The sequence below is a fragment of the Tenacibaculum insulae genome (genome assembly GCF_964512435.1).
In the GTDB taxonomy this organism is placed as follows: Bacteria; Bacteroidota; Bacteroidia; order Flavobacteriales; family Flavobacteriaceae; genus Polaribacter; species Polaribacter insulae_A.
Map to the genome: position 1 here is coordinate 128,177 of NZ_OZ208512.1, position 21,351 is coordinate 149,527.

The window sequence follows — 21,351 nt, forward strand, 5'->3', positions numbered from 1 at the left end:
AGCTCATTACGGGGGATTTTCTTGCAGAAAATCCTAGCACTTTTACTATCTTTGGTCTAAGTTCGAAAAATTGCTTCGCTCTTTTCCGTAACGAAACCATACACAAATACGTTAGCAACAAGTAAAAAAAACTCACCTATGAAAAACTTATTGTACTATCCATATATTAATGTTCCCAAGACAGATTGGACAAATAGAACATTACTGTATTATGATACAATTAGTTGTATTGTACCTACTCGATTTAATGAGCAACCTGAAAGGTATGAAAATCATATGCGAGATTTAATAAGAGAAAATTTGGTTATTCCTGTAAGCCCAATGGAAGTACTAAATAATCCTTGGGATATAGTTAAACCATTCATTGACTATGTTGAAAGTAAAGAATTTAACTTAAAGAGACGTAGAAAAAAATTTCAAAACGGAAAAACGGGACGAATTCATTCAGATAAATTTAATACAAAAGGTCCGCAAATACATATTGAGAAATTTGATAGAGAGGTTTTTTATCGATTAGAACAAGCTGGTCTTGCCGAAAAAAATGGAGAAGAATGGTATAATATTGAAAAAGCCACAGCAAATGAGCTTATGGCTTACATTTCAACCATTATAAGTGAGAAATTGGATTGCCAACCTATGAGTGATAAAATGGGGAGATATTATCCCTATTCTAAAATTTCAAGAAAAGATTTTAAAGAATTAAAAATAAGACAAACAAAAAGACGAATTATTTTAGATGATTTAATTCCCTTTCCAGAAGAAATTGATTTTACTAAATTAAGACGCTTTAAAGAAAATCATTCAGATTTACTTGAAGGTTTTAGAAATCGAGTTGAACTTCTTGTATTAGACCAGAATCTTGAAATAGAATCAGACTTATTCAATGAAAAAGTAAAAGAGTTGATTTTGAGAAAAAATGAATTATCTGCAAAGATGAATGAAAGTCAGTTTGGAAAAATATTTTTCGGAAGTATATGTGGTGCTGCAAGTGCAATTATAGGATTTGCAACAGGTTTTGGAATATTAGGAACACCAGCTTTTGCAAATGCTATACACTCTGCTCTACAATATGAAAGTCCTGAAAAAGTATTTGACCAAACGGGCCTTAAATATATGGCATTATTAGATAAAAGACTGAGAATACCAGTTGCTAACACCGTATATAATTAATGGCTGGTTTTAGCTTGCTTACGAAAATCTTTGCAGATTTTCTATTCGGTTTTTATTTGCTAAATTAGGTGCTGAATCACGCCACTAATCATATACAAACACGTTGGCATTCATTTGACACCGAACTAAATTTAAACAATAGAACTAAAATATGGCAATTTCAATTGACTCAATAGAAACATTACAAAAATACTTAAATGGAGTTTTAGATAGAGCTGACCATCACGCAGGAAATGTTGAAGGTGTTTCTCTTGCTTTATTAGGAGCAATAGTCTGGAAATCTGACCGAGAAATCGAAGTTAGAGAATATAATGGTAGTCCAGCAAATATGATTTGGTTTTGGGTTAAAGACAACAGATATGCAATGTCTTATAATCATTCAACAGAACAAATTGAACTTAAAGAAAGAACACATAAAGGAGGAGTTTTACATACTTTCGATAATTCAACAACATACCAAGAAATTATTTCAGCTTTTAATGGTTTATAAATTATGAGTACTTGGGATTTACAAAATGTTGAGAAAGACTTAATAAAGGCTTTTAACGAAGATTCAGAAACTCAACTTCTTAAAATATTAAAAAATAATTCATTTTTATTTTATGAGTTATATTCAAGAAAATACGGAATTTCACCAAATTTTTCTGAAATATCTTTTGGTGGAAAATTCAGATGCGACTTTGCTTGGTTAAATGACAATTCAAGTGGTCCAGAATGGGTTTTAGTTGAAGTTGAGAAACCCAAAATGAAATTATTTACGAAAAAGAACGAACCGACTTCTGAACTTAATCATTCAATTGAACAAGTAAAATCTTGGGACAGATATTTCAAAGAAAATCCGCTTGAAAAAAAACGAATTTTTGGTGCTGTATCAAAATTCAGATATATTCTAGTTGGTGGAACAAAAGAAGATTGGCAAACTGAAAGTGCTGTAAAATGGAGAGCTTATCACAATGACACAAGCACAATTGAAGTTAGAAGTTCAGATGTTTTTCTACGACCATTAAAAGTTGCTAAAGAAAAATTTGGAGAACTATGGAGCTTTGAAGAAAATCCTAAATCTCTAAAACATTCTGAATTAGAAAAATTTTGGACTGAATATGGATATATGGATTTTTGGAGAAAAGCACTCTGAAATAAAAAAACGAAATGCCAACACCGTGTATAATTAATGGCTGGTTCTCGCCTACTTACGAAAATCCTCTCGGATTTTCTATTCAGTAATTATTTGCTAAATTAGGTGCTTAAACACGCCACTAATCATACACAAACACGTTGGGTTTAATGCAAAAAAATCTCGTTGAATTTCAAAAATTTTAGTCTTTTAAGAATAAAAAAAGTTATTTAATCTTGAGAAAAATAAAGGAAACTTATTATTACGGAATTTTCCCTCAAACCTAGAATTAAATAATTTTATAGAATTTAATTTTTACAGCGTGAAATTGAGCACTAAAAAGGAATGAAAAATGGAAACTCAACTTTGCGGAATTTTTTACTCAAACGCAGAATTGAATAATTTTATGGAATTTAATTTAAAAAAACGTGAAATTAAGCACAAAAAAAGAAGTGAAAAATGGAAACTTAACTTTGCGAAATTTTTTACTCAAACGCAGAATTGAATAATTTTATGGAATATAATTTTAAAAAACGTGAAATTAAGCACTAAAACGGAATGAAAAATGGAAACTCAACTTTGCGGAATTTTTTACTCAAATGCAGAATTGAATAATTTTAAAAAACGTGAAATTAAGCACAAAAAAAGGAATGAAAAATGGAACTAAATAAACTAAAAAAACAATAAAAACAAAAAGCACTAAAACCCAACAACGTGTATAGTTCATTACGGGGGATTTTCTTGCAGAAAATCCTCGCACTTTCACTATCTTTGGTTTAAATTCGGAAAATTGCTGCGCTATTTTCCGTAACGAAACCATACACAAACTCGTTGGGTGTAATTTGAAAATCGAGATAAATTTGGAATTTTTACCAAAAATTGGTAACTTTGAGTAAATTTATAAATAATGAAAAATACATCAATATCACTCGGAAATTATTTTGACCAATTTGTGAGTTCACAAGTTACAGTTGGAAGGTATAAAAATGTAAGCGAGGTCATTCGTGCTGGACTTAGACTTTTAGAAAATGAAGAAAGTAAAGTAATTGCTTTAAGAAATGCAATACAAGAAGGTTTAAACAGCCCAATAGTTGAAAACTTTGACTTCGAAGAAAATCTAAGAAAATTAAAATCCGATAAAAGAAAGAATGGCTAAAGTTAATATTAGACAAAAAGCCAATGATGACTTGAATGACATTTGGAATTATACTTTTGAAAATTGGTCTGAAAATCAAGCCGATAAATATTATATGATGCTTAAACTATCTTGTGAAAATATCGGAGAAAACCCTGAAATTGGAAAAGTATATAACGGAATAAGTAAAAACTTACTCGGGCTCAAATCTGGAAAGCACATAATTTTTTATTACTCAGTTTCTGTGAATGAAATTGAAGTTGTTAGAATTTTACACGAAAGAATGGATTTGAAAAATAAATTGACTGAATAAAAAACTACACCCAACAACGTGTATAATTAATGGCTGGTTCTCGCCTACTTACGAAAATCCTCTCGGATTTTCTATTCGGTTTTTATTTGCTAAATTAGTTGCTTAAAACACGCCACTAATCATACACAAACACGTTGTGCTTCATTTTGTCCCGTCCTGAAATAAGGCTACATAATTCAAAACAATTATGTACAAAAATGATAAAGTAATTAGATGTTACAGTGAACCTTTCAAATTAAAAAAAGCTAGTAGCCAAACATTATACAGAATAAAAAACATGAAAACATTGAGTTTTCCAATAATAAATAAAATTTAACAAGAATTAATTTTACTTTTTTAAGAATATGAAATTTATAGATAATTTAAAATTAACCTACGGAGAAAATTTTCCAAATAAGATTAAATTTAGTTTAAGAGATTTATTTGCTCTCCTAATTATCCCATTAATAGCTATTAGCTCTTTAGTTTTTATGAAAATCTTCGATGATAAATATACTATGGGGTTAGCCGATAGTTTATTTAGAGGTTTATTATTTATTATTGTTTGTGTCCTATATTCAAAATTATTAAAAAAAAATTGGGTCAGATTTAATCAGTCAAAATTTGCTTCTTGGACATTAGTGATTCTTGGAGCTATAGTTATTCAAATAATTATTACTTTAACAAGATCTTTTCTTCCTTCAGTTCCGATTACAGAAACAATCCAACCTGAAGAAATCTTGGAAGTGAATTTGACCTATTTAATTATATCATTAGGTCCTGTTTTTACCTCACTTTTAGAAGATGTTGTTTTTCGATACACATTACTTTATAAGCTTTTTATTAAAAACACTTTATTTAGAATAACAATTGTAATCCTCAATTCTGTTTTGTTCGGACTAATTCATTATTATAATTTTGATGGTCACATAGTCAGTACTGTTAGTTTTATGACAGCTGGCTTATTTCTAAATTTAATATTTATTTGGACAAGAAATATCTGGCATGTACTCCTTATTCATGCAGTTAATAATTTTGTTTTATCCACTTTAGCTCTCATTGTTTTGTATATATTTCAAACTGTACTAAAATAAAATTAGAATAAGCTTATTTTATTAATTACATAAAATTGGATTTCATTGAGTTTTGAAAACTAAAAGAATAGAATACAATGACTGCAAAAGAATTCATTAAAAGTTTAAAAATAATCGGTTTAATAAAAGAAAAATTAGTAAATGAATAAAATAACGAAAGCACAACACCGTATATAATCCATTGCTAGTGCTGGCTTACTTACGAAAATCTTCGCGGATTTTCTATCTGGTTTTTATTTGCTAACTTTCGTGCTAACACACGCAACGTATCATATACAAAACCGTTGTAAAAAATAAACCTGAACATAAATTGAAAATTAATTAAAAACAAAAAATATGAAAAAGATTATTTCTTTATTGACAATTACATTATTAACAATTATGAGTTTGAGTGCACAAAGAGAAATTGACTCTTTAAACTATGAAAATACTCAAAATATTGATTTTTTTAAAAAAATTAAGAATAGAACGTTAGTAAAAAAGTATAGAACAATTAATGATAATGTGATTAAAATTGGAGATACAGTCGTTTTAGGAAATCCGACAAATCAAGAAATGAGTTCGAAAACTTACACAGGTAGTTATGGAAACAGAGCTAGAGGTGGTATTTCAAAAACAAGAAGTACAACCAAGAAAACTTATGAGTTTGTTAAAATGGGAAGACCAGCTGGATTTGGAAGTATTATGACTGCTTTGAATGGAGATGCTCAAGTGATGGCTAGTAATAGTTTGAAAAATACAAAAGCTATAGTTAAAGAAATAAAAGCCTATCATAGAGGAAGTAAGAAAAAGCCACTATATCTTATTATGGTTTTAGGAGAAATGAACGGAAAAGCTTTTGGAATTAATAAATACTTAAGTGTTATGGATACTGAATTAGCAATTGAATCTGGTGAAATTTTGTTAAAAAACAGAAAAATGACAAGAGAAGAAGCTATTTTAAAGTTAAAAGAGGCAAAAGAATTAATGGAAATTGATATGATGACTAAAGAGGAATTTGAGAAATTAAAAAAGAAATTACGTCCAATCATTATGAAAAAGGAAAAATTATAAACGAAGTGAAAAATTACTTTTTACAACACCGTGTATAATTAATTGCTTGATTTTAGCCAATTTACGAAAGTCCTCGCGGACTTTCTATCTGTGTTTTATTTACTAACTTTAGTGCTTAAAACACGCAACTAATCATACACAACAACGTTACCAATAATTAACCAAACTGCACTTATAGATAGAAATATAACAGATTGAATTATTAAAGAAATTGAAACAAAAAAAATCAACCAATAAATTAAACTATGAGAATTAAAAAAACTTTATTATTATTTTTATTAAGTACTTCTGTATTTATGTCCTGCAAAGACGAATCTATAAAATGCGATGGAAATCTTGAAAAAAAAACTGTAATAGGTATTTTAAAAGATGAAATATTAAAGCAAAAATCTATATACAGACAAGGAATGGGTATTCAAGAAGAATATCTAAATAATTTTTTTAACAATAATCTTGAATTGAGTTTAATAAGAACAACTGGGAAAAATAAAGAATTGAAATCCTGTGAATGTTCAGCGAAATTAGGATTAAAATTAAAACAAGAAGTAGTTGATTTTTCATTAAATAATATAAAAGAAACCGGCAATAATCTGGAATTTGCTAAAGAAAGAATTCGCAATATATTGAATATGAAAGTTGATATAGAATATACTATTCAAGAAACAAGCGATGATTTCATAGTTGAAACTTCTGTTCCTTCAGATTTAGGGAAACTTTTGGGGGCAAGTTTTTTATTTGAAAATAACTATGATAAAAGAGATAATATAGAACTTAAAAGAAATGAGATATACAGATATGAAAGAAAATCTGATTATTGTTCATTTGACTTATGGTTTATTTTATCACCAAAAAATAATGAGGTAAAAGGTGAGTTAATAAAAAAATGTTCAGAAGAAGGCGAACCTATTATAGAAAAGTTTAATGGAATTTATCAAAATGGAGAAATAACATATAGTTTAAAAACTAAACGAACTACGGAATACTATGAATTAAAGTTTAAAAATTCTGGAATGATTCATAACTTGACAAAAGAAGTTTCAAACGACGGAATTGAAATAAAGTTTGAGTCAACCAATAAAGCCATTTATAATTTAAAGGAATAATAACTATTGGTAACACCGTGTATAATTAATTGCTGGTTATAGCCTACTTACGAAAATCCTCGCGGATTTTCTATTCGGTTTTTATTTGCTAACTTTAGTGCTTAAAACACGCAACTAATCATACACAAACACGTTGTATGTAATTAAAGAAAAAATCCCGAAACAACCACATAATATACTGACATAAAGATGAATAAAATGACAAGCTGTCAAATTTCTGACAATTTTGTTCTGATTTTTTAGTTAATTATTCTTTGGCATTTACTTTGACTATTTATAGAATATATAAATTTTAAAAAAATACTATGATACCAAAAACATTAACAGTTACAGAAAGACAAATTTTAGCCAATCAGTTTAGAATCTTATCAAAATTAGAAGATGAAGCTGAATATTATGAAAAGAAAGCTGAAATTGTCGAAAATGGATATACAGGACAATATGGAGAAGTGTTTAATGTAGACCAGGAAGAAATGGAATATAATTACTGCACTGAAACACACGATATTTTGAATATGTTTAGATACATATCAAATGCAATTCCAAACTTAACTGAAGAGGAAAAAGAAAGTCTGGATTTAAATAAATTGACTTTCAAGGGATTTGATGCCAATAATGACGAACATTATCACTACACAAGTTTTATGATTAAAAAACAAGGGAAATGGGCAGAACATAAAGAATTGTATTTAAACTCTCATAATTCAATGACAATTTCAAACTATAGAGAAATGCTTCCTGTTTACAAAAAAATATTAGATTCAAGAAGATATGATTTGAATTTTGAAGATTTGAAGGAATTAATTTCAGTTCAGTAAAATAACTACATACAACACCGTATATAATTTATTGCTGGCTTATTGCCTACTTACGAAAGTCCTCGCGGACTTTCTTGGTCGGTAATTATTTACTAAATTAGATGCTTAAAACACGCAACAAATCATATACAAAGCCGTTGTGTGTCATTAGAAAAAAATGAAGTTAATACCAGTAATAGAAATCGGATATGCAAATCAGGGGATTGAATCTCCTGAACAGGGACCTTATTGGAAATATCCAACTGAATGGGATGATTTCAATCATAAGTCATACAAAAAAGCTGGATTCAAAGATTCTTTTAAGCCATTCGACCCTGGAGCTTCGATTTACAGTATTGATTTAATTAGTGACGAAAATCTTAATAAAATTGTCGTTGACCACACAGAGGAATTACGAAAAGCTGAATATGATAGAGAACAAGCAAGTCCTTTATTTGGTGGATATGTTCTTGAAATTAATGGAGAAAAGCTTTTCTATCCACAATGTTGCGGAGATTTAGGAGATATCCAGTTTTGGAGAAACATTTCAAATGGAAAAGAATCTTTTTATGAAGGACACCCTGCTCCAATAGTAAAATTTGACAAAGACGAGATTATGTTTGATTTAAATGTTCAGGAGTTTGAAGAGGAATTTACTCCAATTCCTAAGAGAAGGGTTTTTCGAATAAAAAAAGAGGAATTGAAAAAGGCTATTAATGAAACAGAATTGATTTTAGAAAAATTTTCAAACCGAATTAAAGCTATTAATCAATCAGAAAATTTGAATTTGGAGAGGATTGAAGATTTATTGGTTTGGGAGAATATTAATTATTAATAAAAACGAACACACAACACCGTATATAATTTATTGCTAGTTCTAGGCTACTTACGAAAATCCTTGCGGATTTTCTATTCGGTTTTTATTTACTAAATTAGTTGTTTAAACCACGCAACAAACCATATACAAACACGTTAGCAAAAACTTTGGAGCCGCAGCCTGAAATGTCCCTGTTTTTAATTATGTTTTCTGCTTAAAAATTTAAAAAATAAAAACTCGCTAATTTAGAATTTTCATCTCTTTTAAAAATTGAGCAAAACGTGGAATTAAATTCTTTGCAAAATCATTAAATCTGAGAATTTTATATAAAGTTGGAAAAATTGAATAGCAAAACGCAAAATAAGATCTTTATAAAAATATTAAACGTGAAAACTTATTCAAAAACCGGAAAAATTAAATTGCGGAATAGAAAGTGTCAATTAAATTAATTGCAAAAATTTTAAGCAGGAAAATTTTATTCTATAAAACTTAAAAACATAATTACGGAGCAAAACGTAACTAAAAACTCTTGCTAAAATCTATGATTCTATTTGTGAAAAAATCTTAGAAATATTGAAAAAGTGAAATTTAATATCACAACGTGAAAATCAAAAACGGCGGAATTAAAATCTTTGCGGAATATATTTCAAAAGAAAAATAGGAAAGCATAAAAAAACACGCATTTGCTAACAACGTGTATAAAAAATTGCTTATTTTTAGCTTAATCAAAAGTTGTTGCTCTTTTGCGTTTGTCAATTTTTCCTGCGGAAAATTTGCCGCTCACAAAACTCGCAACTTTTCATAACACAAAACCGTTACCTGCAATTAAAAAAAACATAATGAATATTGATACAAGAATGAACCTTTATGTTTTAGTTGATTATAATGACTTCTTTGGAAAACATAAAAATTATGATGAAGCAAAAGAATTAATTAATAAAATCTCTTCAAGAAATTTACTGGAATATATTTCATTCTTTAGTGTCAATTTGTTTTTGAATGAAAATAACGAAAATACCGGTAAAACTCAGTTTAATCTCGTAAATAGATTGCTTGGTAATTGTGGAAAAGATAAACAACTAAAATGGACTTCAACAATTAAAGAAATTGCCCAAAAAGGTCATTCACCTATTATGTTTTGGAATTATTCTAACCTTCTTTTTCAAAATCTAATTTTAGAAAATTATAATGAACTAGAGTATAAACAATTATCAAATATAGATTTATTCAATATTTTTAAAGCATATTTAATAATCAATAGTTTAGCAAATGGTAGAATCAAAATTAAGAAAGATCAAATAACAAAAGCTGATGAACAAGATAAAATAGAAGAACTTTTAATTCCAAGTTTGATATATCAAAGAGATTATATATCTACTCTAGAATATACTAGTCAATTAACAAGAGGTGTCTATTTTTTTAAATATTTAGATTCAGAAAAAAAACACCAATTGCATATAAAAGAATATTATAATTCTTATAATCTAAACACATATAAAGAATTACTCGTTAGCTTGTTGGTTATGTTTACTGAAATAAATATAGGCATCCCAGATAAAGAAAGAAATTATATTTTAAACTTAAAAGATTCAATAAATGCAAATTTCATCAGTCTTAAATTCATAGAGAAATTTTGTATCAATTCTGAAGTTTCAAACTATAAATATGATGATAGTTTTGGTTTTCTAAGACGAAAATTTTTATATCAAATTTCTAAATATGAATATTTAATTTTAGATGTAAATTTTCTTATTAATCAATTTTATAGTGCTCAGGTATTTTCATTTAATTCTTTTTTAAAAAAGAAAAAATATAAAGGAAACTTTTTATCTGAAAAAGGTAAAGATTTTACAGAAGAAAAGTATCTGCCAATTATAATAAACAGTTGTTTTCCTAATTACATAAATTTTTTTGGAACTAGTTGTATTAATTCATCCAATGATGAATTGTGTGATGTATATGTTAGGTCTAGCAATAAAATTTGTTTAATTGAATTTAAAGATGTTATGTTAAATTCGATAGCGAAAAATGAAGGAAACAAAGAAAAAGTTTTCAATGAATTCAATAAAAAATTTATATCAAATCAAAAAGGAAAACCAAAAGGTATTTCTCAATTAATAAATGCAATCAATGACATTAACAATAATGATGGAGTGTCATTTGATAAAATTATTGGTTCAGAAACACAAGAAATATACCCAATAATTCTTTACACAGACTTGTCTTTTGGAACTGAAGGAATTAATAAAGTCTTTAATGAAAAGTTTCAAGAAAAATTAAAAGACATCAAATTAAATAATATAAAAATCAAAAAAATAATTTTTATTAATCTAACATTTTTTGAAAATAATGAAGACTATTTTAATAAAGGTTTAATAAATATTTTTGACCTAATTGATAGTTATATTAAACACATAGAAGAACCCCAATTTATGATGAGTACAATTGAAGTCTATACTCGAATTTATATGAATGAAAAAAAAATTATTGAATTAGGAACACCATCATCATTCAATAAAGTACAAGGAGAATTAATAGGATATTTAAAAAACAAATAACTGCAGGTAACACCGTATATAATTTATTGCTAGTTCTAGCCTACTTACGAAAATCCTCGCGGATTTTCTATTCGGTTTTTATTTGCTAAATTAGGTGCTTAAACCACGCAACAAACCATATACAAACACGTTAGCTGTAATTTCTCACTCAAAACCAAAATAATAAATTTGAGGATAATGAAAGTATTTAATAATAAACTGACAAGGTTGTATGACTAAGAGTGACTTTCAAACAACGGAAAATCGGTAACGTATTTTTAAGTTTGTCCTAAGTTAAGACTAATCATCAAGGCTTTTTCTTTGAGCTTTTTTACCCAAAACAAAAACTGAAACTAAACTTACAACTGTTCCTCCTGCAATAATCCCTCCAACAACATCTTGTCCTATGGAAGCTAAATAAGTACCACAACCTATTCCTGCAAGACCTATTACAAGTCCAAAAACTTGTCCTAACTTACTTTGAGAAGATTGACTTGAAACGACTTTACTTTCTATTGAAATTCTATGACTCTGTTGTTTTTCAGCCATTTTCATTATTCTATCAGCTCCACTTGGTATTACTGAATCATATTGAATCAACGTTTCTGCATCTGGTAATGGACCTGAATGTGACTTTTCTTGAATTAAAGTAAAAGATAAACTTTGTAATATATCAAGTTTTTTATGTCTTGATAAACCATCAAATATTTTAGGGTTAATACTCGTTAATTCTTCTTCTAATTCCTGTAACTCTTCTGGAATTTTAGCTTTTACGGGCTTATTACTGTTTGAATTATTATTACTCAAGTTAATTTATTTTAAGCAAAGTTTATTAGAATTTTTATTTTCAAATGCTTTTTTAGCAGTTTTAAAATCTTCGCCAACACTCATCCAATCTGAATTAAGAGCTTTTCTATCAGCCTCTGCATCCGATTTTGAATAATTATAATCAAAATAAGAACCAGCAATATTAAGAACGCTTCCTAATCCTACCATAAAATTATTTTTAGGTAATAAACGAGTAGTTCTTCTATGTACTTTTGTTCGTTTTTTCATATTGTTAGTAACGTGTTTGTATATTAGTTTTGAATCATCCATACGCCATAAATATAAATAAAATTTAACGTATTCTTGAACATATACTTAAAAATTGTGACAAATTTAATAATAAAATAAAAACTACAGCTAACAACGTATATAAAAAATAGCTATTAAGTTTATTACTTTATTTGTATTGTTTATTTATTAACGTTAATTTAGTCGGAAAAGTATGTGATTAATTACACGCTACTTTCTATATACAAACACGTTAGCCACAAGTAACCTAAACTCATGAAAAATTGAAAGAACTTCTAAAAACAATTATGGAAACGTCAAAAGAAAGAGTTAGGAATCCTTTTATTGGAACTTATTTTCTTTCGTTTTTAATTATTAATTGGAAACCAATCTTATTTCTATTGTTTTCCGATTTGAAAATAGAAGAGAAATTTCAAGTAATTGAAAATAAATATACTTCACTTTCTTATAATTTATTATTACCCCTTGCAATCGCTTTGATTTACACAATCGTTTTACCATATTTTATGTGGCTAATTGAAGAACTAAATAAGAAATCGGTTAATGGGCGAAAAAACAATCAAACGGAACAATTATTTGTTGACATCAAAAACAAACAAAATCTTGCTATTGAAGAGAGTAAATTAGAAGACATTAAAGCAAATTATCGAGAAAAAGCAGATTTGAATTCTAAAATTGAAAAGTTCAAAGAAATTAATTTGGAATATCAAGAAATAATTAAAACCCAGAAAATTGAATTAACGAAAATCAAAGAGGAAAACTTTAATTTGAAAGGTTTCTTAAACAATGGATTGAGTAAAGAAGCAGAAGAAAAATTAACTAAAGAATTTGTCGAATTCCGGAAATCAAAACTATTTCCCTATTTTAAAGACATTGGAATAAGCATTAATAACTACAGTAGTTTTCCTCAATCACTTAACGAAATAATTAAAGAAAAATATATTCATAATGAAATTATTCAAAAAAGAGAATCAGAAGAGAATAATGAATATTATTTTACAGAAAAAGGAAAATACTATTGGAAAGAATATGTTCTTGGAGCAGAAGTAGATAATTATGATACTTACCCTGAACAAAAACCAGAACTTGAAGATTTACCATTTTAAATACCAGTGGCTAACACCGCATATAATTTATTGCTAGTTCTAGCCTACTTACGAAAATCCTCGCGGATTTTCTATTCGGTTTTTATTTGCTAAATTCGGTACTTAAACCACGCAACAAACCATATACAAACACGTTGGGTTTCATTAACGAAAAAATTTTATAAATCAATGTTTTTAGTATTTAAAGTAAATTTTTAAATGGTGGAAAAATTTTCGAAAAAGTTCTATTGAAATATTGTTCGTTACATAAAAATCAGCTTGAAAAATTTCAGCTTTTAATTATATTAATCTCAGAAAAACGTCAAAAAAAATATTTTGAAAATTCTCGGTTTTTAAGAATCATTTTTACAAACGGAAAAATTCCAGTTGAGAATTATTGCGGAAAAATTAACAACGGAAAAATAAGAGTTTTTAAAGCTTAATTCTATGATTTCTATTTTTGGAAAAACCTCAGAAATATTGAAAAATAGAATTTAATATCAGAGCGTGAGAATCAAAACCGCGGAATTAAACTCTTTGCGTGAAAAGTTTTCTAAAATATTAATTGAAACGGAATTAAAACAAAAACAGCGGAAAAAAACTAAAAACATATAAAACGAAAACCCAACAACGCGCATAATTCATTAAGGTAGAATTTCCTTGCGGAAATTCCTCGCTTTTTTACTATCTTTCGTTCAAATTCGGAAAAGTGCTGCGCTCTTTTCCTTAACGAAATCATGCACAAACACGTTGCAAGTAATGGCGGAATTTCAGCCAGAAATTCCTAATTAGTGATTTATCTTTTCTAGAAATTAATATTGAATAATATTGCGCTGGAAAAATTAAAAATGACTGCTACTCTATTTTTAGAAAATGAATCCAAAAAAAGAGAAAAACAGAATTGAACGCTGAAAAATGAAGCGTGAATAAATAAGCGGAAATTAATTAAGGCGGAGTTTTAAGCTCAAGCGTGAAAAAAGACAGAATTGAACGCTGAAAATGAATCGTGAATAAATAGACGGAAATTAATTAAGGTGGAATTTTAAGCTCAAACGGGAAAAAAGAATGAAAAATAAAATTGAACTCTAAAAATGAATCATGAATAAATTAGTGCAGAATTTTAAGCTGAAATATGAAAAGAGAGAGAAATGAAATAGAAAGTTAAGAAATGGAAAATATAGTTAGAAAATCACTACTTGCAACACCGTATATAATTTATTGCTGGTGATTTACAAACTTACGAAAATCCTTGGCGGATTTCCTATTCCGTTTTTATTTACTATTTTAGGTGCTCGAAATACGCAACAAATCATATACAAAATCGTTGTAAACAAGCACGAAATAAGACGCAAAAACCAACCGCACGTAAAAGCACATTTGGTTTTTTTCCTACCGCATAAGCCCGCGCTCAAAAAACCAAAAGAGCTTTCACTTCCCCACCGCCACCCAAAATGAAAAATTAGTCTTTCAAACAAAAAAATAAAAAGCTACATTAGTACTTTAAAAATTGAAAAAGATATAATGACTACACAACAATACATTGATAACATCAACCAACGTTACCAATTAGGAAACGCAACTGAACACACTTTTAGAGGAGATTTACAACAACTTATTGAAAGTTTAGTAAAAGATGTACAAGCTACAAACGAACCCAAACGACAATCTTGTGGTGCGCCTGATTACATTCTAACTAAAAAAGATATTCCTGTAGGGTTTATTGAGGCAAAAGATATTGGCGACAATGATTTAGATGGTAAAAAGAAATCTGGTAACAAAGAACAATTCGATAGATACAAAGCATCTTTGAGTAATCTAATATTTACCGATTATTTAGATTTTCATTTATACCACAACGGAGAATTTATCACTAAAATTTCAATTGGAGAAATCACCGAAAACGGAATCAAACCAATTAGCGAAAACTTTGAATCCTTTGAAAACCTAATCAAAGATTTTTGTGTACACGTAAGCCAAACTATAAAAAGCTCTAAACAATTGGCAGAAATGATGGCGGGCAAAGCCCGCCTTCTTTCTGATGTTATTGAGAAAGCGTTAAATAGTGACGAAGACAATCAAGAAAACAGTACACTTAAAGAGCAAATGATTGCTTTTAAAGATATTTTAATTCACGATATTACTCCAAAAGGATTTGCAGATGTGTACGCTCAAACTATCGCTTATGGTTTGTTTGCTGCTCGTTTACACGACCCAAGTTTAGAAAGTTTTACTCGTCAAGAAGCGGCTGAACTCATTCCTAAATCCAATCCGTTTTTACGAAAACTCTTTGGCTACATTGCTGGTCCAGATATTGACGACCGTATTAAATGGATTGTTGACAACCTAACCGAGATATTTCTGGCGTGTAATGTGGAACAAATTCTGAAAAACTACGGAAAGTCAACAAAAATGGAAGACCCAATCATTCATTTTTACGAAACCTTTTTAAGTGAGTACGACCCAAAATTGCGCAAAGCTCGTGGTGTTTGGTACACACCAGCTCCTGTTGTAAATTTTATTGTACGTGCGGTTGATGATATTTTAAAAACAGAGTTTGATTTACCACAAGGTTTGGCAGATACTTCTAAAACCAACATTAAAGTTCAAACACAAATACCAAATAAAAACTTTAAAAGTGGCTATAAAGAGGTTGACCAAGAAGTACATAAAGTACAAATTTTAGACCCTGCAACAGGTACAGGAACATTTTTAGCGGAAGTAATAAAGCACGTAAACAAGAAATTTAAAGGGCAAGAAGGTATTTGGAGTAGTTATGTTGAAAATGATTTAATACCTCGTTTAAATGGTTTTGAATTGTTAATGGCAAGTTATGCAATGGCGCATTTACAATTAGATTTATTGCTAAAAGAAACAGGATTTAAACCCACCAAAAACCAACGGACACGCGTTTATTTAACAAATAGTTTAGAAGAGGCACACCCAGATACAGGTACGTTATTTGCCAATTGGTTAAGTAGTGAATCTAACGAAGCCAACCATATAAAACGTGATACTCCTGTAATGTGTATTCTTGGAAATCCGCCGTATAGTGGTGAAAGTGCCAATAAAGGCGACTGGATTATGGATTTAATGCAAGATTATAAAAAAGAACCAGGAGGAAAAGTAAAATTAAAAGAGCGTAACCCAAAATGGATTAATGATGATTATGTAAAATTCATACGTTACGGACAGCATTTTATTGAAAAAAATGGTAGCGGTGTGTTAGCATTTATAAACCCTCACGGATTTTTAGACAACCCAACCTTTAGAGGAATGCGTTGGAACTTATTAAAAACCTACGATAAAATTTATACCATAGATTTACACGGAAATAGTAAAAAGAAAGAAACCTGCCCAGATGGTTCGGCTGATATAAACGTATTTGACATTATGCAAGGTGTATCAATAAGCATTTTTGTTAAAACAGGAAAAAAGAAAGCAAACCAATTAGGAAAAGTATTTCATTACGACCTTTTTGGAAAACGAGATTTAAAATACAATTTCCTTTCTGAAAACTCTCTTAAATCCATACCATTTATTGAGTTACCAAACAAAGCACCCAATTATTTTATGGTGCAAAAAGATTTTGAAGCTCAAGATAAATACAATAAAGGTTTTTCAGTTAACGTATTATTTAAAATAAATAATGTTGGGATAGTTACTTCTAGAGATGCTTTTGTTATTGATAAGAACAAGAAAGAACTACAAAATAGAATAGAGTCTTTTTTCAATTTGGAAAAAGAAGAATTAATTAACAACTATAATTTAAGGGAGAATAAAAGCTGGAAAATTGATGATGTAAAGTTAAAAGCAAATCATTTTAAAGTTGAAGATATTAAAACTGTTACTTATAGACCATTTGATAACCGAAGTTTATATTATAATAATAATTTTATTGAAAGAAGTCGTGTTGATGTTATGCAACATTTCCTAAAAGGTAAAAATCTAGGCTTATCACTATGTAAACAATTTAAGTCAGGTTCTACATATCAACATACTTTTATTACCAATAAAATTATTGAGAGTTCTTATGTTTCAAATAAAACAAGTGAAATAACAAGTGTATTTCCTCTTTATCTATACCCAGAAACCAACAACCAACAACTATCAACCACTACAACAGAAAGAACACCAAACTTAAACACAGAAATAGTACAGCAACTAGCTAAAAAATTAGGCTTAACATTTACCAACGAGAAGGAAACCGAGAACAATGTATGTTTTGCCAATAGTTCAGAAATAAGAGAAGAGTATAGAGCCACCTTTGCTCCTATTGATATTTTAGATTATATCTATGCAGTATTACATTCACCAACATACAGAGAAAAATACAAAGAGTTTTTAAAAATAGATTTTCCACGTGTACCGTATCCAACAAATGCTAAAACCTTTTGGCAATTGGTAAAACTAGGTGGAGAAATACGCCAACTACATTTATTAGAAAGCGCAACAGTTGAAGATTACATTACAAGCTATCCAATTAGTGGAAATAATAAAATTACTAGAAAATTAACCAAAACAGATATTGGTTACGAGCCAATTAATGATAGTTTAGGTAAAGTTTGGATAAATGACGAGCAATATTTTAACAATGTACCTTTAACTGCTTGGGAATTTTATATTGGTGGTTACCAACCAGCTCAAAAATGGTTAAAAGATAGAAAAGACAGAGTGTTAGAATTTGAAGATATTTTACATTATCAAAAAATTATAGTTGCTTTATCAGAAACCGATAGACTAATGAAAGAAATTGATAAAATTGAGATTGAATAAATCTGTATCAAATGAAAAAAATTGAAAAAGACTTAATAATCGGTGTAATTAATAGTGCAACTCATAAAGCCGCCAAACAATTTGAAAAAGGCTTATTAGTTTCAGATAGTGAGTTTCAAAAACTATTACAACAAAGCAACAAGTACAAGCATTTATTTTTCTTTGTAAATACTATAACTATTAAATACAATCAAAATCAAGTTGGAAAGCCTTGTATTAGTATTATATGTTCCGCAGAAGGTTATACATTTAAATCAAGTTTTATATTAGCAAAACCACACGGTAAATTTAATAGCGAAACACCCATTGCACAACAATTTTATATAGAACAAATTAGCTAAAAGTCAGAAAAGTAACAGAATCAAATCAAGAAAAATAGTATTTTAGCTTAAGTAATTAATAAGCAACCAAACAAAAACAATAAGAAACACAGTAAAAACAATAAGGAGCGTGTAAAATGCTTTAAGAAATTGAAAAAGAGCCTTAAGCAACACACCAAGAACGTTAAGCAATAGAAAAACAACGTTAAGCAACACTCCAAAACCATTAAGAAATAGAAAAAGATTAATAAGATACTGGCGAGTATTTAAAAGGAAAACGCAAAAAAGAATAAGTAACATTAAAAATTGCAAAAAAATGGCAACAAGAAGAACACTATCCGAAGCGGAAACTTTGGAACAGTACAGAGTATCATTAGAAAACGTTGAAAAACAACCAGAAATAGCCTCCATAATGGCAGAGTTTGGTTACGATGAAACGTTGTTAACAGAAGGTAAAACCTTATTAACAAAAACACGAGAATCATTTGATTACAACAAAAAAGAAGACGATGAAACGTCAGTAGCTTACAACAACTTTACAAACCTTAAAGAAAACGTATCCAAAGTTTATAGTTTACATCGAAAAAAAGGAAAAGTAGTCTTTAGAAAAGATGAAACTACATTGAAAAATTTAGGTTTAAAAGGTAGTTTGCCAAGTTCATATATTAAATGGCTTGAAACCGTTAAGAAATTTTATTCTGTAGCTATTGGAAACAGTGAAATTGAAACCAAACTAGCACGATTAAAAGTAACTCCAACCGAATTACAAGAAACAGTTACATTAATTACAGAATTAGAAACAGCTAGAGCCGAGTATTTACGAGAAAAAGGAGAAAGTCAAGATGCAACAAAGCTGAAAGATGCTGCATTCACTGAAATTGATGATTGGATGCGTGAGTTTTATGCAGTTGCAAAGATTGCATTAGAAGATAATCCACAACTTTTAGAATCGTTAGCAAAGTTTGTAAGGAGTTAACAAACCAACAAGTAAGCACATTGGCAAACTCGCACGAGCCACGCTTCGCCAACAGTTTGCCAAAGAGCTTACAACATTCAACAAGCTAGATTAATTCAGCTACCAACGATTAAAAAAAAGCCAGTTTACAACAACGTATAACCAAAATTGTTGCATTTAGTAAAATAGAATAATTCTAAACCATTATTTTATTAAATTTATCAAACGAAAAATTGCGATAGCCAAAACACAACTTTGGTTATACAAAACCGTTGGCATTCATTAAAAACATTACCTAATAATAAGTGTTAACTAATAAAAATTGAAAATTATGACAAAAATTAAAGCTTACTGTATTGGCGGAGGAATCGGTTCTTTAACTGCCGCAGCATTCATGATTCGTGATGGAGGAATGGATGGAGACCAAATTACTATTTTTGAAAAACTACCGACCCAAGGTGGTAGTTTGGACGGAAAAAGATTAGAGGATGGCAGTTATTCCTTGAGAGGGGGCCGTATGTTAACTACAGACCATTACGAGTGCTTATGGGGTCTTTATGAACATATTCCATCTTTGAATAATCCTAATCTGTCTGTAAAAGAGGAGATTATTGCTTTCAACAAAAAGCACATCCCTCACTCACAAGCTCGACTAGTAGATGAAAACCGCCACATTGTGGATGTTTCAAGTATGACTTTCACAATGAAAGACAGGTTAGAGTTACTTAAATTAACAGAAGCTTCCGAAGAAAAACTTGGCACTTCAAAAATTTCTGATTGGTTATCAAAAGAGTTTTTTGACTCAAACTTTTGGTACATGTGGCAAACCACATTTGCATTTCAAACATGGCATAGTGCAGTTGAGTTTAAAAGATACTTACACCGTTTCATGAACGAGTTTCCCAGAATTGAAACTTTGGCTGGTGTAAAAAGAACCATTTACAACCAATACGATTCCTTGGTGCTTCCGTTGCTCAAGTGGCTTAAAGACCGAAATGTTAATTTTCAGGCTAATACTACGGTAACAGATATCGATACCATAGATATTGATGGTAAGGTAACTGTCACATCCTTAACTCTTTTGAACAATGGAGAAAAACAAACCGTTTCGGTAGAATCTGACGATATTGTGATTTTACAAAATGGTTCAATGACAGACGCTTCAAGTCTAGGAAGTATGACAACAGCACCACCTCATAAAACTAAAGAAGACAGTCAAGGATGGAAATTATGGGAAAAACTAGCAGATGGGCGACCAGAATTTGGAAACCCAAAACCATTTAACTCCAGTATTCCAGAATCTTTTTGGGAATCATTTACAGTAACATGTAGAACACCCGATTTTTTCAATAAAATGACAGAGTTTTCAGGAAATCAATAGGAACAGGCGGACTGGTTACATTTAAAGACTCTAATTGGCTTATGTCAATAGTAATTTATCATCAACCTCATTTCATAAACCAGCCTGAAGAACTGCAAGTCTTTTGGGGATATGCGCTACACGGTGACCAAGTTGGGAATTTTGTTCCGAAAACCTTGGTTGAGTGTAATGGTGATGATATACTAACAGAATTGTGTGGACATTTAAATTTCGATAAAGCTGTATTTGACAAAGCAACATGTATTCCATGCAGAATGCCTTATATCACATCTATGTTTATGCCTAGAGCTTATACAGATAGACCAAAACCAGTGCCAGAAACCTCAAAAAATTTAGCAATGGTCAGTCAATTTGTAGAATTAAAAGATGATGTGGTTTTCACTGTAGAGTTTTCAATTCGCGCTGCACAAACTGCGGTATATCAACTTCTCAATATAGACAAAGAAATACCAAAAATTACGAGACACGATAAATCTCCGAAAGTACTTATCGACTCTGTAATAAAGGCTTTTAAATAGAAAACGAAATGCCAACAATGTATATAAGCAATAGCGGTTTAAGTGCAAACTTGAACCGCTATTCTTGTTTAATGGGTATACTGCTATTTGCAGCATTTTCGGTGATAATCCGCTACTGCTCATATACTAA

General features: G+C 29.4%; 17 protein-coding genes and 1 pseudogene. 16 read left to right on the forward strand and 2 right to left on the reverse strand.

Features of this window, described 5'->3' with window-relative positions:
* Positions 1–138 precede the first annotated feature (138 nt).
* From ACN5J5_RS00515 to ACN5J5_RS00565, 11 genes are all read left to right on the forward strand, one after another.
* Positions 139–1,170, forward strand: a complete 1,032-nt coding sequence (locus tag ACN5J5_RS00515; protein WP_418645416.1) for a kinase — start codon at positions 139–141, stop codon at positions 1,168–1,170.
* Between the two features lie 151 nt (positions 1,171–1,321).
* Positions 1,322–1,660: a hypothetical protein gene (locus ACN5J5_RS00520; RefSeq protein ID WP_418645417.1), complete on the forward strand. Its 339-nt coding sequence runs from the start codon at positions 1,322–1,324 to the stop codon at positions 1,658–1,660.
* 3 nt (positions 1,661–1,663) lie between these two features.
* On the forward strand, positions 1,664–2,305 hold the full coding sequence (locus tag ACN5J5_RS00525) for a Shedu anti-phage system protein SduA domain-containing protein (protein ID WP_249997416.1): 642 nt from the start codon (positions 1,664–1,666) through the stop codon (positions 2,303–2,305).
* 886 nt (positions 2,306–3,191) lie between these two features.
* Positions 3,192–3,440 (forward strand): type II toxin-antitoxin system ParD family antitoxin, encoded by a 249-nt coding sequence (locus ACN5J5_RS00530; RefSeq protein ID WP_260584643.1) that lies wholly within the window; start codon positions 3,192–3,194, stop codon positions 3,438–3,440.
* Entirely contained in the window at positions 3,433–3,732 is a 300-nt protein-coding gene (locus tag ACN5J5_RS00535; protein WP_260584642.1) for a type II toxin-antitoxin system RelE/ParE family toxin, read from the forward strand. The genes ACN5J5_RS00530 and ACN5J5_RS00535 overlap by 8 nt, the downstream gene beginning before the upstream one ends.
* Before the next feature lie 344 nt (positions 3,733–4,076).
* Positions 4,077–4,805, forward strand: coding sequence for a CPBP family intramembrane glutamic endopeptidase (locus ACN5J5_RS00540; RefSeq protein WP_418645418.1), 729 nt, complete (start codon positions 4,077–4,079; stop codon positions 4,803–4,805).
* Between the two features lie 336 nt (positions 4,806–5,141).
* Positions 5,142–5,858 carry a hypothetical protein gene (locus ACN5J5_RS00545; RefSeq protein ID WP_418645419.1) on the forward strand — a complete coding sequence of 239 codons (717 nt, stop codon included), beginning with the start codon at positions 5,142–5,144 and terminating at the stop codon, positions 5,856–5,858.
* 245 nt (positions 5,859–6,103) lie between these two features.
* Complete coding sequence (locus ACN5J5_RS00550; protein ID WP_418645420.1) at positions 6,104–6,961, forward strand: hypothetical protein; 858 nt, start codon at positions 6,104–6,106, stop codon at positions 6,959–6,961.
* 305 nt (positions 6,962–7,266) lie between these two features.
* Positions 7,267–7,779, forward strand: coding sequence for a YfbU family protein (locus tag ACN5J5_RS00555; protein ID WP_418645421.1), 513 nt, complete (start codon positions 7,267–7,269; stop codon positions 7,777–7,779).
* Positions 7,780–7,936: 157 nt separating this feature from the next.
* A complete protein-coding gene (locus ACN5J5_RS00560; RefSeq protein WP_068704887.1) occupies positions 7,937–8,593 on the forward strand; it encodes a hypothetical protein in 657 nt (218 codons plus the stop codon).
* An 821-nt stretch (positions 8,594–9,414) separates the two neighbouring features.
* Entirely contained in the window at positions 9,415–11,133 is a 1,719-nt protein-coding gene (locus ACN5J5_RS00565) for a hypothetical protein (RefSeq protein WP_418645422.1), read from the forward strand.
* A 279-nt stretch (positions 11,134–11,412) separates the two neighbouring features.
* Here ACN5J5_RS00565 and ACN5J5_RS00570 read toward each other — a convergent pair whose 3' ends face one another.
* A complete protein-coding gene (locus tag ACN5J5_RS00570; RefSeq protein ID WP_418645423.1) occupies positions 11,413–11,919 on the reverse strand; it encodes a DUF2335 domain-containing protein in 507 nt (168 codons plus the stop codon).
* Between the two features lie 6 nt (positions 11,920–11,925).
* On the reverse strand, positions 11,926–12,168 hold the full coding sequence (locus tag ACN5J5_RS00575) for a hypothetical protein (protein ID WP_418645424.1): 243 nt from the start codon (positions 12,166–12,168) through the stop codon (positions 11,926–11,928).
* Positions 12,169–12,452: 284 nt separating this feature from the next.
* On the opposite strand from ACN5J5_RS00575, the gene ACN5J5_RS00580 reads away from it, so the two are divergent.
* From ACN5J5_RS00580 to ACN5J5_RS00600, 5 genes and pseudogenes are all read left to right on the forward strand, one after another.
* A complete protein-coding gene (locus ACN5J5_RS00580; RefSeq protein ID WP_418645413.1) occupies positions 12,453–13,295 on the forward strand; it encodes a hypothetical protein in 843 nt (280 codons plus the stop codon).
* A 1,500-nt stretch (positions 13,296–14,795) separates the two neighbouring features.
* Positions 14,796–18,047, forward strand: coding sequence for a type ISP restriction/modification enzyme (locus ACN5J5_RS00585; protein WP_418645425.1), 3,252 nt, complete (start codon positions 14,796–14,798; stop codon positions 18,045–18,047).
* 11 nt (positions 18,048–18,058) lie between these two features.
* Entirely contained in the window at positions 18,059–18,388 is a 330-nt protein-coding gene (locus tag ACN5J5_RS00590) for a hypothetical protein (RefSeq protein ID WP_418645426.1), read from the forward strand.
* 295 nt (positions 18,389–18,683) lie between these two features.
* Entirely contained in the window at positions 18,684–19,343 is a 660-nt protein-coding gene (locus tag ACN5J5_RS00595) for a hypothetical protein (RefSeq protein ID WP_418645427.1), read from the forward strand.
* Positions 19,344–19,716: 373 nt separating this feature from the next.
* A pseudogene (locus ACN5J5_RS00600) lies at positions 19,717–21,221 on the forward strand (oleate hydratase).
* Positions 21,222–21,351: the final 130 nt, after the last annotated feature.